We start from the raw sequence: 15,536 nt of genomic DNA, 5'->3' as shown, positions 1-15,536 counted from the left end.
CGGTGCGCAAGCGGCATTGATCGAGGTCAATCCCGATCTGCTCCCTCATTCGATCGGTGACATTGCAAACGCAGCCGCTCCCAGGGCAAGGGCGGTCACGGTCGCCGCCATGAACGCCGCCGAGAAGCGCAGCGGTCCCGCCATGGCCGCCAGGGCGAAGCGCCCGGCCGCGTTGGCGGCGAGCGCGACGAGGACGGCCAGGGCCGACGCACCGACCGAACTCTCCGCGACGCGGCGAAGCGCGCTTAGGACTGCGACGTCGACGTCGAAAAGACCGGAAACGGCCGAAGCGGCGATCATGCCCGCGTCTCCGAAAAAGCCCGCCAGGATGGCGCTAGCCACCGACACCGCCGCGAAGAAACCGGCAAACACGAGCAGCGGTCCCAGCTCGAACGGATTGCGCATCGCGGCTTCGGGAAGCTGTTTGGCGCCGGGAATCGAAAACAGCAGCACGCCGCTGGCGACGAAGCCGGCGGCCGCCGCCAGGACGGGCAGCGCCACGACGGCGGCCACGGCCGGCTGCACGAGCAGGGCGATGGCGAGGACGCGGACGACGGATACGGCGGCGGCAAAGGACGCCGCGCCGGCCATCGCCCAGACACTCTCGCTCGACTTCGCCGCCCGCGCCAACGCCACCGTCACCGCGGTCGACGAAACCACCGCGCCGGCGACCGCGCTCACCAAAAGCCCTCGTGCAGGCCCGAGGACGCGCACGGCCACGTAGCCCAGGTAGGAAATCGCGGCGATCAGGACCGTGAAAATCCAGACCTCGCGCGGATTGAAGCCTTGCCACGGGTCGATCGCCCGGTCCGGCAGGAGCGGCAGCACGATCGTGGTCATGACCGCCAGGATCAGCGCCGACCGAAGCTCGACCCAGGTGAGCCGCCTGAGCAGGCCGTGCAGCAGTTCGCGGCTGGCCAGCAAGGCTGCAAGCGCTGCACCGCCGGCCGCCGCCGCGCGATAGTCTCCCGCGACCGCCAGCGCGCCAAGTCCGAACACGGCAAGCCCCGCCATCACGCTGGTCACGCTGAAGTCGTCGTCGTGGATCGCCTCCCTGGCCTTGAACCAGGAGAAAACCGCCGCAAAACCGAGGAAGCCCGCGATCAGTATCGAAGATGCGGACAGGGCCATGGCGAGCTCGGCAAGAACGCCGCCGAGCAGGCCCGATACGCCATAGGTGCGGATACCGGCGGTCCGGCTGCCCTCCGGCGCGTTCCTTTCCTGCCAGCCGCGCTCCAGGCCGACGAGAAGGCCGATCGCCAGCGCGAGCCCCAGCCGGGCTATGATCGCATCCATGTCCGTTCTTTCATCGACGGGCGGCCGTCTTGCGGCCAGGTGGGCGCGGCGACTGGGCGAAGCCTCCAACGGCTTGGTCGGAGCGGCGCTGACGGCCCGCTGCCCCTTCCCTTTCCGGACCAGGCACATCGCTTCGCCAGCGAGGTGGTTGGCCCGGCCCAAGGGCGCGCAGGGCGTTGGCGATCACCGCCACGTCGATCGCTTCCTGCAGCAGCGCACCGGCAACCGGGGTGATGAAGCCGGCGGCCGCCGCCGCCATGGCCGCGCCGGACAGTATCAGCCCGACCACGACGCTCTGGGAAGCGATCACCCTTGTGCGCCGGGCGATCTCGACCGCGTCGGCCACCGGTCGCAGACGATCCGCAAGAACGATGACGTCGGCGGCAGTCGAAGAGGCGGTTGCCCCCCTGGCGCCCATCGCAATTCCTACCGTGGCGGTGGCGAGCGCCGGGGCGTCGTTGATGCCATCGCCGACCATGATGGTCGGCGATCGGTCGTTTTCGCGATGGACGATCGCCACCTTGTCGGCAGGCGAGGCATCGGCCACGACCTTGTCGAGGCCAAGCGTGGTGCCGATGCGCTCCGCCGTATCGGCATCGTCGCCCGTCAGCATCAGAAGCCGGTCCACACCTGCCTTCCGAAGGCCAAAGACGGTCTCGACGGCATCGCCGCGCAGCCCGTCGCCGAAGACGAATATCCCGGCGAGCCGTCCGTCCACCTCGACAAAGACGGTGAGCACCGGCTGCTGCCGATAGCGGGCAAGCATGCCCTCCGCCCAGCTGGGCACATCGCGGTCGGAAAGGACGAGGGATCTCGATCCGGCGCATACCTCCTGCCCGCAGACCCGGCCCCGCAGTCCCGAGCCGCGAAATTCGCGAACGTCCGTCGGATGGCCGAGCACGAGGCCACGCCGCCTGGCCGTCGCGACGATGGCTTCCGCGAGCACATGGTGGGAAGCCTGTTCGAGCGAAGCGAGAAGGCGGAAGAGCTCGTCGCCGTCGCGCCCCGGCGCGGCCATCGCTTCGATGAGTTCCGCGCCGCCATGCGTCAGCGTTCCGGTCTTGTCGAAGATCGCGGTGCGGGCCTTGGCCAGCGCCTCCAGCGCGGCACTTCCCTTCACGACAACTCCTCGCCGTGCCGCCTGCGAGATTCCGGCGACGAAGGCGATCGGAGCGGCGAGGATCAGCGGGCAAGGCGTCGCAACCACCAGGACGGACAGCGCCCGGATCGGGTCTCCGGAGAGCAGCCAGGCAATCGCCGCCACGGCCAGGGTCAGCGGCAGCATGACGATGGCGAAACGATCCGCCATCCTGACATACGGCGCCTTGGCGGTCTGGGCCGCCTCGACCATGCGCACGATGCCGGCATAGGTGCTCGCGCGCGCGATGGCGGTCGCGCGCATGTGGAACGGCTCGCCCGCATTGACGGTGCCGCTGCGGAGCGGCTCCCCGGCCTGACGATGCTTCGCCAGCGGCTCTCCCGTGACCGCCGATTCGTCTATCCGGGCGGACCGCTCCAACAGGACGCCATCGACCGGCACCAGTTCCCCGGCGCGGACCAGCAGGCGGTCCTCGATCCGGACGTCGTCGACGGGGATGCGCTGCAGGCCCATAGCAGAGAGCCGATGGGCGATCCGGGGTGAGCGGTCGGTCAGCGCCCTGAGGTCGCGTTCGGCCCTACCCCTTGCGAAGTCCTCGATGACCGTGCCACCGACATACATGATGGCGACCACAAGCCCGGCCAGGGTCTGGTCGAGGACGATCGCGGCGGACATCGAAATCAGGGCGATCGCATCGACGCCGACGCGCCCGGCCAGGAGCTCCAAGGCAATGGACCGCGCAAGACTTAGCGCCACCGGCACCGTCGCCAATATGCGTATCGTGTCGGAAGGAATGCCCACGAAGGTCTGGGCCTCGCCCAGGAAACCTGCAACGAGTCCGGTCAGTGCGATCGCAAGTAGGGTTTTCCTGAGCAGCGGCTCGTTCACGGCGGTCTCTTGGCCTGCTAGGTCCGGCCGGGAAGCAATCTGGCTGCGGGCAAACGATCGAAACCCACCGTCGCTGCATTCAGGCAGCCGAACGCCGTTGCGCCGCCGATGTGGCGCGTCTTCCAGCCGGCACCTGCTCCGCAGGCAGCCACAACGTTTTCCATCGCGGATCCATCCTCCTGTCGTCCCTCTTTCGGGTATTGCCGGGCTTTGCGCCTTGACGCACGTCAATCCCGCTTGATGCCGGCGCGCCTTGACCTAGCGCAAGGCACGACGGCTGCCTTCGCGCTAGTTCTGGCGCCAGGCAAATCCTTCGAGAGGTTCCAAGCCATGCCATTCAGGACAATTCTTGCGATCACGGGCGTCCACGACGGAGACGGCGACATCAAGCTGGCCGCCAGACTGAGCGAACAGGCGGGAGCCCACCTTTCCGTCATGGCCGTCGCGCTCGCCGCTCCGCCGCCGATCGGCGACTATGCAGCCCCGCTGTCCGACGCCTGGGCGGAGGAGCGGCGGATGGACATGGCGAACCTGGACAAGCGGACCCAGGCGGTATCGAGCCTCCTGGCGGCCATGCCGATCTCCAGCGACGTGACCAGCGCATATGCCGAGATGGGCTGGTCGGACGAGATCATCGGCCGGCGTGCCCGCTACGCCGACCTGACCGTGATCGGACCGGAGATGCTTTCAGGCGGAACGCTCAGGAACAAGGCCATGGAAGGGGCACTGTTTTCATCGGGAAAGCCGGTTCTTCTGGCGCCTGCCGGCATAACCCCGACCCTGCAGCCGAAGCGGGTGATGGTCGCGTGGGATTCCCGCCTCGAGGCATCGCGCGCCGTTCGGGAAGCTCTGGAAATCCTGGCCCGGGCCGACGAGGTCCGCATCGTTCTCGTCGATCCTGTGGAGGGAGAATACGATCATGGCGAGGAACCGGGAGCGGACGTAGCAGTGTATCTCGCCCGCCATGGCGCCAACGTGGCGGTGGACCGGTTGCCGCGGTCCGGACAGGCCGTGGCCGACGTGCTCAGGCGCCATGCCGGCGACATGTCCGCCGACCTGCTGGTCATGGGGGCCTACGGGCATTCGAGGCTGCGCGAGCGAATCTTCGGCGGGGTGACCAAGTCCATGCTCGGCGAGCCATCCTTGCCAATCCTCACGGCTCGGTAAAGGCATGATGCCGGGGGCGGCGGCTTCAAGCTGCCCCCCTCGAGAACGTCAGTCGTCGACAGCCTCGCGGCCGGTCATCTGCTCGACGAAGATGCGGAAGAACAAATGCGACGAATGATCGGCTATGGGCTGTTCGCCCAGCTTGAGCCCCCCCGGCTCCCACCAGTTGACATGGGCGCTGAGAAGCCGCCAGGCATGTTCGCGTAGCTGCCTGTCCTCCGGAGAATCGCCGAGTTCCTCGTATCGGCCGTCGACGAGCACGCTTCGCCACTGCCGCCCCTCGCCGCGTTCCTCCACCAGAACGCAGACTTGCGGATTGGCGCGCATGCATTCGATCTTCTTGCCCGGCATCGAAAAGGCGTACAGCCAGTTGCCCGAGTAGCAGCAGTAGACGGGCACGACATAGGGCCGGCCGCCATGAGCGCATGCCAGATGGCAAAGGTGATTGTTCGTCAACACCTTGGTGCATTCGACTGTCGTGAGTGCTCTCAGTCTCATCGCATGATCTCCTCGGGAACGCGCCGCAGTCCAGCCTCATGGCCGGCCGCCGTGCATCTTCCCGATACGGCCGGCATTCGCGCCGTGGCCGGCGCGACCACCCAAACGTCATTCGCAGATGGAGATTTGCGCTTCCCGGCCAAGGCGACATTGACCTGCGTCAAATGCCGCCATGAGCCCTCTCATGAAGAAGCTCATGCCCGGCCGTCTAAGCAATCGCCTAGTGTGCGGCGGGCGGCGGCGAGGCCTGCCCGTAACAGTCCGCGCCCGTCTTGGTTCCGCATGGCTTGTTCCAATGTCCGGACGGCACCTGCTGGCACGCGGCGACGATCAACGCCGTGGCCAGCAGCGCCAGCGCCCGCACGCTCCGGATCGCCTGCGTGCGACCTGAGGAGCTTTCCTCATCCATCCGGCCAGCTTTCAAGGTCGTTCCACTCATCGATTTCATTTTCCTGCTCCCACTGCCCGATTGAAGTTTCCCCGGGTGCCGATCAGCGACACGGCCCGCAGAACTGCGATTGTTTGAGAATGTATCGCCTTCAGCCGGGCCCGCTTTGAGCCAGATCAAAAAGCAGATGCAGGTGCCGTGGAATCAGCCCCGAGCCATGTCACTGCAGCAGCTGTGTTCGACGCCGATGCCAGGGCCGTAAGCCTACCTCTTCTGGAAAGATTTGCGATATAAACATCTTGATCACATCCATTACGTCTAGACATCGTCCAAGACATATAAATATTGTTCGTTCTGATACTTTCCTAAAAATGCGTAGAATTTGAGAGCGCCATAATACTAACGTGAACGATCATGGGTACAGGTCATTCGGCAATGGCTGGCTTGGACGGCACCGTCACAGACTTAACGTTGATTGCTCCTATGTGCACCGACCTGCCAACTCCAACATCGTTCGACAGTACTCGGCCTTGTAGTCGACAACGAGCCCCGGCAGGATCTGACGCGGGCAGCCAAGCAGGTAACGTTAAAGCCAAGATGATCTGGCCCCACATGGTCGCGGCACTCTGAGAACTCGCCTAAGAAGGTGCTATGCAATCTAAAGTTGACCAGAGACAAACGTGAACGACATCGATTCCAAATTGATTGTCAATATATCAATACTAATTTTTGGAATTGTTTTGGCTACATTCTATATCTCAAGAGAGATATACTATGAAATAAATAAAATTCCGCTTATCAGAAGAAAACCTATTATGTTTTCCGATCTACTCTTGTCAACATACAAATCCATTTCTCCACGTCATGCCAGATATATACAACTTTCCTCTTTATTATTCGGGATAATAGTTGTTATTATTTCAATGTTTTAGATAATAAATATTTACGAAAATTTTTTAATATAGGCCGCGGCCTTTCCTTGCGGAACATCTCTCGACCTTTGATCCAGTAATACACGCGCTGCTGCTCGCCCTACATTCGACTCATCTGGGCAGTGCGCGTGCTCGGCCCATCATGTTCCCAGCAGCACCACCATTCTGCTAGACTTGGCAGCCATGGGAACGATATGGCGCGGGGCGTATTGCAGCGGCGTGGTGCAATCAATATCGCGAGGCCAAAATGACTGAGATTGCCGTCAATGTCCGCTACATGGTCGACGACGTCCAGGCTGCCGTGGAGTGGTACACCAAGCATCTGGGCTTCTCGCCCCTCACCAACTTTGCCCCGGCTTTCGCGGACGTGACGCGGGGCGCGCTGCGATTGCTGCTCAGCGGTCCGACCAGTTCGGCCGGCCGTCCGATGCCCGACGGCGACCGGCCGGGTCCGGGCGGCTGGAACCGCATCCATCTCATCGTCGACGACCTGAACGCCGAAGTCGAGCGGCTGCGGACCGCCGGCGTGACGTTCCGCAACGACATCGTCAGCGGCCCCGGCGGGCAGCAGATCCTGCTCGTCGACCCGTCGGGCAACCTGGTCGAGCTGTTCCAGCCGGCCCAGAGCGGGCCTGCGGCAAGGTAGCCTGACGCGACCGATCACCGCCAGCGGCGTCGGCGACAGGGCGCGAGTCTTCCAATGCGAAAAAGGCCCCGGATCGCTCCGGGGCCTTCTGTTCGTTTCGGACGTTCATCCGCCTCAGTGGTGCGCGGGTTCCGCCATCTGCTTGGCGTCCGGCATCTCGGCGTGGGCCGCGACGTCCTTGCGGGCGATGAAGGTGTAGAACATCGGCACCACGAACAGCGTGAACACCGTTCCCACCAGCACGCCGGCGAAGATCACCAGGCCCATCGAATAGCGCGCCGCCGCACCCGCGCCAGAGGCGATGATCAGCGGCACGACGCCGAGCGCCATCGCCGCCGTGGTCATCAGGATCGGCCGCAGGCGAACCTTGGCCGAAGCGATGATCGCCTCCTTGCGCGACATCCCATGCTCCTCGCGCTGCTGGTTCGCGAATTCGACCAGAAGGATGCCGTGCTTGGTGATCAGCCCTATCAGCGTGATCAGGCCCACCTGGGTGTAGATGTTCAGCGTGCCCAACCCGAGATTGAGCGGAACGATGGCGCCGAAGATCGACAGCGGCACCGACATCATGATGATGAACGGGTCGCGGAAGCTCTCGAACTGCGCGGCCAGCACCAGGTAGATCACCACGATCGCGAGCGCGAAGGCGATGAGGATGGTGTTGCCCTGCTCGCTTTCGAGGCGCGACTGGCCGGAATAGTCGATGAAGAAGCCGGCCGGCAGCAGCGGCCGGGCAATCTCCTCGATCGTCTTCAGGCCGTCGCCCGTCGTCACGCTCGGAACCGGCAGCGCCGAGATCGTCGCCGAATTGAGCTGGTTGAACTGCTCGATCGACGCCGGCGAGGCGTTGGTCCTGATCGTCACCACCGCCGACAGCGGCACCATCTGGCCGTTGACGCTGCGGACGAAGAACTCGCCGAGCTTCTCCGGATTCTCGCGGTACTGCTGCGGCACCTGAATGATGATGTCGTAGCTGTTGGAATCGCGGTCGAACTGGGCGATCGACCCGCCGCCGACGAGCAGGCTCAGGGTCTGGCCGATCTCGCGTACCGACAGGTTGAGCGCGGCCGCCCGGTCGCGGTCGATGGTCACCGTGACCTGCGGCGCATCGAAGGACAGGGAGTTCTGCACGACGATGAAGCGCCCCGAGGCCTGGGCCTTCTCGCGGATCTGCTCGGCCACCTCGTAGACCTGGCTCGGGTCGCCGGTCGACTGGATAACCACCGAGATCGGCAGGCCGCCGCCGGCACCCGGCAGCGATGGCGGCGCGAACACCAGCGCCTCGACGCCGTTGACCTTCGACAGCCGGCCCTGGATGTCGGCCTGGATCTCCTTCTGCGAGCGCGTGCGGTCCGCCCAGTCCTTGAGCGCCCAGACGGAGAAGCCCGAATTGGTGCCGCCGCCCATGCCGACGATCGAGAAGGTGGTCTTGAGTTCCGGCAGGTCCTTGGTGAGGTCGCGGATCTGGTCGGTGTAGAGGCTGGTGTATTCGGTCGTCGCGTAGCGCGGCGCCGTCACCAGCGCGAACAGGGCGCCCGAATCCTCCTCGGGTGCCAGTTCGCTCGACGTCTTGAAGAACATGAACGCCGTCACCGAGACCAGAGCCACGACGATCAGAAGCGTCACCGGCCGGTAGTTGAGCGAACCCGCGACCAGCCGCTCGTAGCGGTTGGTGACACGTTCGAAGGTGCGGTCGACGAAGGCGGAGAAGCGGCTGTGGCTGCCCGATTTCAGGAGGCGCGCCGACATCATCGGGGTGATCGTCACGGCGATGAAGCCGGAGAGGATCACCGCGCCCGCGAGCGTGATGGCGAACTCGCGGAACAGCGACCCGGTCAGGCCGCCGGTGAAGACGAGCGGCGCGAACACGGCGGCGAGCGTGATGGTCATCGCCACCACCGGCGCGAAGATCTCGCGCATGCCCTTGAAGGCCGCCTGCATCGGCGTCATGCCGTCCTCGATGTGGCGATGGATGTTCTCCACCACCACGATCGCGTCGTCGACCACCAGGCCGATCGCCAGCACCATGGCCAATAGCGACAACAGGTTGATCGAGTAGCCCATCATCAGCAGCACGAAACAGACGCCGATCAGCGATAGCGGGATGGTCACCACCGGCATCAGCACCGAGCGGAACGAGCCCAGGAACAGCAGGATGACCACGATGACGATGGCGACCGCTTCGGCGATCGTCTTGAACACTTCGTCGATCGAGGCGGCGATGGTTTCCGTCGAATCGTAGACCATGGTGATGGTCATACCGTCGGGCAGGCTGGCCCGGATCGCCGGCAGCTCGTCGATGACGGCCGCCGCCGTGTCGAGCGGATTTGCCGAAGGCGTCGGGAAGATGCCGATGAAGGTGCCCGGCTCGCCGTTGAAGTTGACGACCGTATCGGTGCTCTCGGCCGCAAGCTCGACGCGTGCCACGTCGCGCAGCCTGACGACGTTGCCGTCCTTGGACGTGAGCGGCAGCTCGGCGAAGGCTTCCGGCGTCTGCAGCGTCGACTTCATCGTGATCGAATAGGCGACGTATTCGTTCTTGGTCTTGCCGGGCGCCGACAGGAAGTTGGAGGCGTTGATGGCCTGCAGCACTTCGGCGGCCGTCAGCCCTCGCGCGGCGAGCCTGACCGGATCGATCCAGACGCGCATCGAATATTTCGCCGCGCCCAGCACCTGCACCTCGGCAACGCCCTCGATGGTCGACATGCGCGGGCGGATGACGCGCTCGATGTATTCGGTCAGCTCTTCCGCCGTCATGTTGGGGTTCTGCATCGCCAGGTACATGATGGCGAACTGCATGCCCGTGCCCTTGACGATGGTCGGGTCCTCGGCGTCCGACGGCAACTGGCCGCGCACCTGCTGAACCTTCGACATGACCTCGGTGAGCGCCGTGTCGGGGTTGGACCCGAGCTCCATCTGGACCGTCACCGTGCTTGATGACGGACGGCTCTGCGAGGTCACGTAGTCGATGTTCTCGGTGGTCGAGACGGCCGAGGCGATCGGGGCGGTGATGAAGCCCTGGATCAGGTCGGCGCTGGCGCCGGGATAGACGGTGGTGATGGTGATCACCGTCTCCTCGACCTCTGGATACTGCCTCACCGCCAGGTTGAAGATACCCTGGAAGCCGACGAGCAGGATCATGAAGGCCACCACCGTCGCCAGGACGGGGCGGCGGATGAAGATGTCGGAGAAACTCATTTCGATGCCGCCTGCGCGTTGGTCGACGCCGTGGGCGACACGGTGTTGTCGACCTTGACCGGGGTTCCGTTGCTCAGCCTGTTCTGGCCGGCGACCACGAGTTCGTCGTCGAGCTTCACGCCCTCGAGAATTTCGACGCGGCCTTCCGAGCGGCGGCCGACCTTGACGAAGACCTGGTGGGCGGAAAGCGTCGGCTCGGCCTGCGACTGGGCCTGGGCGGCGCCTGCCTCGGCCGATGCGGCCTCCGGCTTTGCGGCCGGCCGCACGACATAGACGAAATCGCCATAGAGGCTCGAGGTCAGCGCGGTCTGCGGCACGGCGACGACGCCGTCCTCCTCGGGCAGCACGATGCGCACGCGCACGAACTGGCCCGGGCTCAGCTTGCCCTCGGGATTGGCGATCTCGGCGCGCACGGACACCAGCCGGCTCTGGGGATCGACCTTCGGATCGATGCCGACGATCGAACCCTTGAACGGCATGTCGCCCTCGGCGAGGCCGAACTGCACGGGCTGGCCGATCTTGAGCAGGCCGAGCTGCTGCTCGGGAACCGAGAAGTCGGCACGCATGGTGTCGAGATCCTGCAGCGTCGCGACGATGTTGCCGGGGGCGACATACTGGCCGTTGTCGACCTTCGGGATGCCGATCGTTCCCGAGAACGGCGCGCGCAGCTGCTTCTGGTCCAGCACGGCCTGCAGCTTCTGCACCTGCGAGGCCGAGGTCGACGCGGTCGCACGCGCCGCATCCAGCGCGACGTCGGAGCCGACGCCGCGGCGGCGCAGTTCGGTCGCCCGGTCCAGCGCCTGCTGGTCCAGGTCGGCCTGGGTCTTGGCGGCGGCCAGGTCGGCGCGCTGCACGGTGTCGTCGAGCTGGATCAGGATGTCGCCCGCCTTGACATGCTGGTTGGCCGAGAACCCGATCTCCTTGACGATGCCGTTCACTTCCACGGTCAGGTCGACGCCCTGGGATGCGCCCACCGTGCCGATCGTTTCGATGCCAGGCTTCCACGGCGCCGCTTGCACCTTGTCCGTCGCCACGGTCACGGCGGAAACCGGCATATTGGCGAAGAACTGCTCGATGGCGTTGTCGCGGAAAATATTGAACCCGACGATGCCGCCCACGACCAGGACGAGCAGCACGAGGGCGATGATGAGACGCTTGATCAAAGGAGATCCCCATTCTCTGTCAGGAATCTGCATCCGGCTGCGGCCCGATGCACATTGGCTCGACATATCATGAAATCAGAGGCGCGCTTACTGTACCGTCTGGACGGTAATGTCAATCGGGGTTAAAGGTGCTGCTGACAAATGAGGTGCCGCTAATGTCTGGAAACAGAGCCAGTTCCCGTGAGAAGATCCTCGCGGCAGCAGCCGAACTCGCCGATTGCGTCGGCCCGGGCAACCTTTCGCTTGACGCCGTCGCCCAGCGCGCCGGCGTTTCCAAGGGCGGCCTCCTCTACAACTTCCCCAGCAAGGCCAAGCTGATGCAGGCGCTGGTGGAAGACTACATCTCGAAGTTCGATACCGACCTTGCCGCCAAGTCCGCGGACCAGCATGGCGTTCCCGCCAGCCGCCTTGCCGCCTACATCGAGTTGTCCGCCGAAGAGTGCGCGCAGGTCCACCCTTCCGCGGCCGGGGTCGTCGCGGCACTCGCGGAGGACCCGGATTTCCTCAAACCCATCCGCAACTACAAGCGCCGCCTGCTCGACAGCCTGAAGGCCGAAAGCACGGACCCCGCCAAGCTCATCGTCGCATTCCTGATGATCGAAGGCCTGCGCAGCATGAAGCTGTTCGACATGGACATACTGCACGAAGATGAACGCAGCATGGCGCTCTCCTACCTGCTGGCGGAGGCCGCGGCGTCGCAAGAATCGACGGGAAACTGAACTGAGCGGCCGGCTTCAAATCAGCCGGTAAGTTGGGCAGCGCCAATCTTGCGCAGGCTGCGGGATCAGCTCGCCTCGCGCAACGCTTCGGCCGCCTGGAGGTCGACCGAAACGAGTTGGCTCACGCCCTGCTCGGCCATCGTCACGCCGAACAGCCGGTCCATGCGCGCCATGGTGATGGGGTTGTGGGTGATCACGACGAAGCGCGTCTCGGTCGAGGCGGCCATCTCGTCCATCAGGTTGCAGAAGCGCTCGACATTGTGGTCGTCGAGCGGCGCGTCGACCTCGTCGAGAACGCAGATCGGCGCCGGATTGGTCAGGAACACCGCAAAGATCAGCGCCATCGCCGTCAGCGCCTGCTCGCCGCCGGAAAGCAGCGTCATGGTCTGCGGCTTCTTGCCCGGCGGGCGGGCCAGGATCTCGAGCCCCGCTTCCAGCGGGTCTTCGGACTCGATCAGCTGCAGCTCGGCCGTTCCGCCGCCGAACAAGTGCGTGAACAGCCGCTGGAAATGGCCGTTGACCAGGTCGAAGGCCGCGAGCAGCCGTTCGCGACCCTCGCGGTTCAGCCCCTGGATGCCCTGGCGCAGCTTGCGGATGGCCTCGATGATGTCCTCGCGCTCGGAAACGATCGCTTCGAGGCGCTCGGACAGTTCCTTCTGCTCCTCCTCGGCGCGCAGGTTGACCGCGCCCAGGCGTTCGCGTTCGAGCTTCAGCCGTTCCAGCGTCCTCTCGATGTCCATCGGATCCGGCATCGGGCTGTCGGCATCGAGGCCGGTGTGGCGGAAGACCAGATGCGGCGGCGTGTTGAGCGCCTCCTGGATGCGCGCCTCGATCTCGCGGCGGCGTTCGTCGGCGGCAGTCAGGCGCTCTTCGGCCCGCGCCCTCGCCTCGCGCGCCTCGGCGAGGCCCTGGATGGCGGCCGTCGCCGACTTGTCGAGCGCCGCCTGCCTGGCCTCGGCCTCCTGCAGCTTGTCGGTCGCGTCCTTGCGCAGCGCTTCGGCCTGCGACAACTGCGACATCAGCATGCGGCGGCGGGCGTCGAGTTCATCGGGCGCCTCGGCCAGCGCCTCGCGCTCGGCGGCGGCTTCCTCGCGCCGCTCGGTCAGCGCTTCGATCTGCTCGGCCGCGCTTTCGGCGCGCTGCACCCAGCTCTGCCGCTCGGCGGCTATCGAACCCAGCCTGCGCGACCGCGCCTCGGCCTCTCGGTTGAGGCCGTCGTGCACGGCACGGGCGTCGGCGAGCGCGGAGCGATCGCGTGCCACGGTAGCCGAAAGCTGGTCCAGCAGCGCCTGGAGTTCGCCGAGATCGTGGGCGGAACCCAGCAAATCCTCGGCTTCCACATAGGCGGCCTGAGCTTCCTCATGCGCGTCGGCCACCCGGGCGCGCGCCTCGTCGAGCGCCGCACGCCGGCTGACGAGCTCGCCGGCGGCCTTCTCGGCCTGCGCCAGCGCGTCGCGCGCAGCCCCGACCTGATGCTGGGCGTCGCGCCACCCCTGGCGGGCCAGCCGCTCGGCTTCGGTACCGGCGCGCACGGCGGCTTCGGCACGCGCCAAGGCCTCTTCGGCGGCGCGCACGCGCTGCGTCGCCTCGACCGCCTCGGCGTCGAGTTCGGCGAGCCGGTTCTTCTGGGCCAGCCTCTGGGCTGCGGCGGTGGGAGCGTCGGCGCTCGCCGTGAAGCCGTCCCAGCGCCACAGCGCGCCCTCGCGGCTGACGAGCTTCTGGCCGGGCGCCAGCAGCAGCTGGAGCCTCGACCCGTCCGCCGCGTCCACCACGCCGATCTGGGCGAGACGCCGCGCCAGCTGGCGCGGCGCACGCACGACTTCGGCGAGGCTGCGCACGCCCGCCGGCAACTTCAGGGCGGCGTCCGCCGGCCCCATGTCGCCCCAGTGGACGGGTGCTGCGGGGTCGAGTGCCGCATCCAGGTCCTCGCCCAGCGCCGCGCCCAGCGCGGTCTCGAAGCCGCGCTCGACGCCGATCTGCTCCAGAACCGCCGGATAGGCATCGCCCGAGGCGGCGTTGATGATCTTGGCCAGCGTCCGCGCCTCGGTCTCGGTGCGCGCGAGTTCCGCCCTGGCCTCCTGCAGGGGCTGGCGCGAAGCAGCTTCCGCCTGTCTGGCCTCAGCAACGGCGCGCTCGGCCTCGGTCGCCGCATATTCGGCTTCCTCGAGCGCTTCCTGCGCCGCTTCGGCGAGCATGCGCTTTTCCGCCGGGTCGGCGAGCGTCGCGATGCGGGCGGCGATCTCGCCGGCCTCGCGGTCGAGTTCGGCCAGCTGCCGGGCGAAGCGGTCGCGCCGCTCGGCGGCTTCGCGCATCGCGCGCTCGGCCTGGGTGCGGCCCGCGGCAGCCTCGGCACGCTCGGCGGTCGCCCGCCCCAGCTCAGCCTCGGTCCCCGACAGCGTCGCCATCGCCTCTTCAAGGGCGTCGCGGGTCGCCGCCTCGCGATCGGCGGCGCCGTCATTCTCCTCCCGCAGCGACTTTTCCTCGGCGTCGAGGCGCGCAAGGATCGCGTCATTGTCGCCGATCATGCGCTGTTCGCGGGCTATGTCGGCGTCGAGCTGCTGCAGCCGGCGGTCGAGTTCGCTCTGGCGCTGGCCGATGCGGCCGGCCTCCTCCTCGAGCTGCGAACGGGCGATCGACAGGCGCTGGAAGGTGGCGGCGGCGGTCGCTTCGGCCTCACGCAGCGCCGGCAGCTTGTGCGCCCCCACCCCCTGATCCTTGGCGGCCGTCATCTGGGCGGCGGCCCTATCGCCGACCAGCGCGGTCGCCGAGGCAAGTGCAGACTGCGCCTCGCCTTCCTGCGTCTTTGCGAGCGTCCAGCGCAGGTGAAGCAGTATCGCTTCCGCCTTGCGGATGTCGGCCGACAGGTTCTTGAAGCGGGATGCCTGGCGGGCCTGCCGCTTCAGGCTTTCGATCTGGCTTTCGAGTTCGCCGACGACGTCGTCGAGCCGCTCGAGATTCTGCTCGGCGGCGCGCAGGCGCAGTTCCGCCTCGTGCCGGCGCGAATGCAGGCCGGAAATGCCGGCCGCCTCTTCGAGCAGGGCGCGGCGCGCCTGGGGCTTGGCCTGGATCAGCTCGCCGATGCGCCCCTGCCCCACCATCGACGGCGAACGGGCGCCGGTCGACTGGTCGGCGAAAAGCAGCTGCACATCCTTGGCGCGAGCTTCCTTGCCGTTGATGCGATAGACGGAGCCGGCCTCGCGTTCGATGCGGCGCGACACCTGCAATTCGTCGGCATCGTTGAAGGAGGCCGGCGCGGTGCGGTCGCTGTTGTCGAGGAACAGCGTCACCTCGGCGGTGTTGCGCGCCGGGCGCGTGCCGGAGCCGGAGAAGATGACGTCGTCCATGCCGGAAGCGCGCATGTTCTTGTACGAGCTTTCGCCCATAACCCAGCGCAACGCTTCGACCAGATTGGACTTGCCGCAGCCGTTCGGCCCGACGACGCCGGTGAGGCCCCGTTCGATGACGAACTCACCGGGCTCGACGAAGGATTTGAAACCGAGGAGGCGGAGGCGCGAAAACTTCATTCGCGCCACCCCATGCAA

Annotated in this window: 10 protein-coding genes; 3 read left to right on the top strand and 7 right to left on the bottom strand. The window is 66.1% G+C overall.

All coding sequences use genetic code 11. From position 1 onward, the window contains the following. Positions 1-45 precede the first annotated feature (45 nt). Positions 46-1,296: an MgtC/SapB family protein gene (locus AmiPiv_RS01640; RefSeq protein ID WP_340035502.1), complete on the bottom strand. Its 1,251-nt coding sequence runs from the start codon at positions 1,294-1,296 to the stop codon at positions 46-48. 10 nt (positions 1,297-1,306) lie between these two features. Then, positions 1,307-3,283, bottom strand: a complete 1,977-nt coding sequence (locus tag AmiPiv_RS01635; RefSeq protein WP_340035501.1) for a heavy metal translocating P-type ATPase — start codon at positions 3,281-3,283, stop codon at positions 1,307-1,309. Positions 3,284-3,613: 330 nt separating this feature from the next. Here AmiPiv_RS01635 and AmiPiv_RS01630 point away from each other — a divergent pair, with 330 nt between their 5' ends. Continuing rightward, positions 3,614-4,450, top strand: a complete 837-nt coding sequence (locus tag AmiPiv_RS01630; protein WP_340035500.1) for a universal stress protein — start codon at positions 3,614-3,616, stop codon at positions 4,448-4,450. 48 nt (positions 4,451-4,498) lie between these two features. Here AmiPiv_RS01630 and AmiPiv_RS01625 read toward each other — a convergent pair whose 3' ends face one another. Further along, positions 4,499-4,948, bottom strand: a complete 450-nt coding sequence (locus tag AmiPiv_RS01625; RefSeq protein ID WP_340035499.1) for a pyridoxamine 5'-phosphate oxidase family protein — start codon at positions 4,946-4,948, stop codon at positions 4,499-4,501. Between the two features lie 220 nt (positions 4,949-5,168). Next, positions 5,169-5,396 (bottom strand): hypothetical protein, encoded by a 228-nt coding sequence (locus tag AmiPiv_RS01620; RefSeq protein WP_340035498.1) that lies wholly within the window; start codon positions 5,394-5,396, stop codon positions 5,169-5,171. 1,119 nt (positions 5,397-6,515) lie between these two features. Between AmiPiv_RS01620 and AmiPiv_RS01615 the strand changes: the two genes are divergently transcribed. Continuing rightward, a complete protein-coding gene (locus tag AmiPiv_RS01615) occupies positions 6,516-6,914 on the top strand; it encodes a VOC family protein (protein ID WP_340035497.1) in 399 nt (132 codons plus the stop codon). Positions 6,915-7,028: 114 nt separating this feature from the next. Here the strand turns inward: AmiPiv_RS01615 and AmiPiv_RS01610 are convergent, their stop codons facing one another. Beyond that, a complete protein-coding gene (locus AmiPiv_RS01610; protein ID WP_340035496.1) occupies positions 7,029-10,112 on the bottom strand; it encodes an efflux RND transporter permease subunit in 3,084 nt (1,027 codons plus the stop codon). Continuing rightward, positions 10,109-11,275 carry an efflux RND transporter periplasmic adaptor subunit gene (locus tag AmiPiv_RS01605; RefSeq protein ID WP_340035495.1) on the bottom strand — a complete coding sequence of 389 codons (1,167 nt, stop codon included), beginning with the start codon at positions 11,273-11,275 and terminating at the stop codon, positions 10,109-10,111. Before AmiPiv_RS01605 ends, AmiPiv_RS01610 begins: the two co-directional genes overlap by 4 nt. 155 nt (positions 11,276-11,430) lie before the next feature. On the opposite strand from AmiPiv_RS01605, the gene AmiPiv_RS01600 reads away from it, so the two are divergent. Next, a complete protein-coding gene (locus AmiPiv_RS01600) occupies positions 11,431-11,994 on the top strand; it encodes a TetR/AcrR family transcriptional regulator (RefSeq protein WP_340035494.1) in 564 nt (187 codons plus the stop codon). A gap of 65 nt (positions 11,995-12,059) precedes the next feature. On the opposite strand, the gene smc is transcribed toward AmiPiv_RS01600, so the two are convergent. Continuing rightward, on the bottom strand, positions 12,060-15,518 hold the full coding sequence (gene smc, locus AmiPiv_RS01595) for a chromosome segregation protein SMC (protein ID WP_340035493.1): 3,459 nt from the start codon (positions 15,516-15,518) through the stop codon (positions 12,060-12,062). Positions 15,519-15,536: the final 18 nt, after the last annotated feature.

This window comes from Aminobacter sp. Piv2-1 (genome assembly GCF_037625995.1).
Lineage (GTDB): Bacteria > Pseudomonadota > Alphaproteobacteria > Rhizobiales > Rhizobiaceae > Aminobacter.
This window is presented reverse-complemented; position numbering and strand designations above follow the sequence as displayed.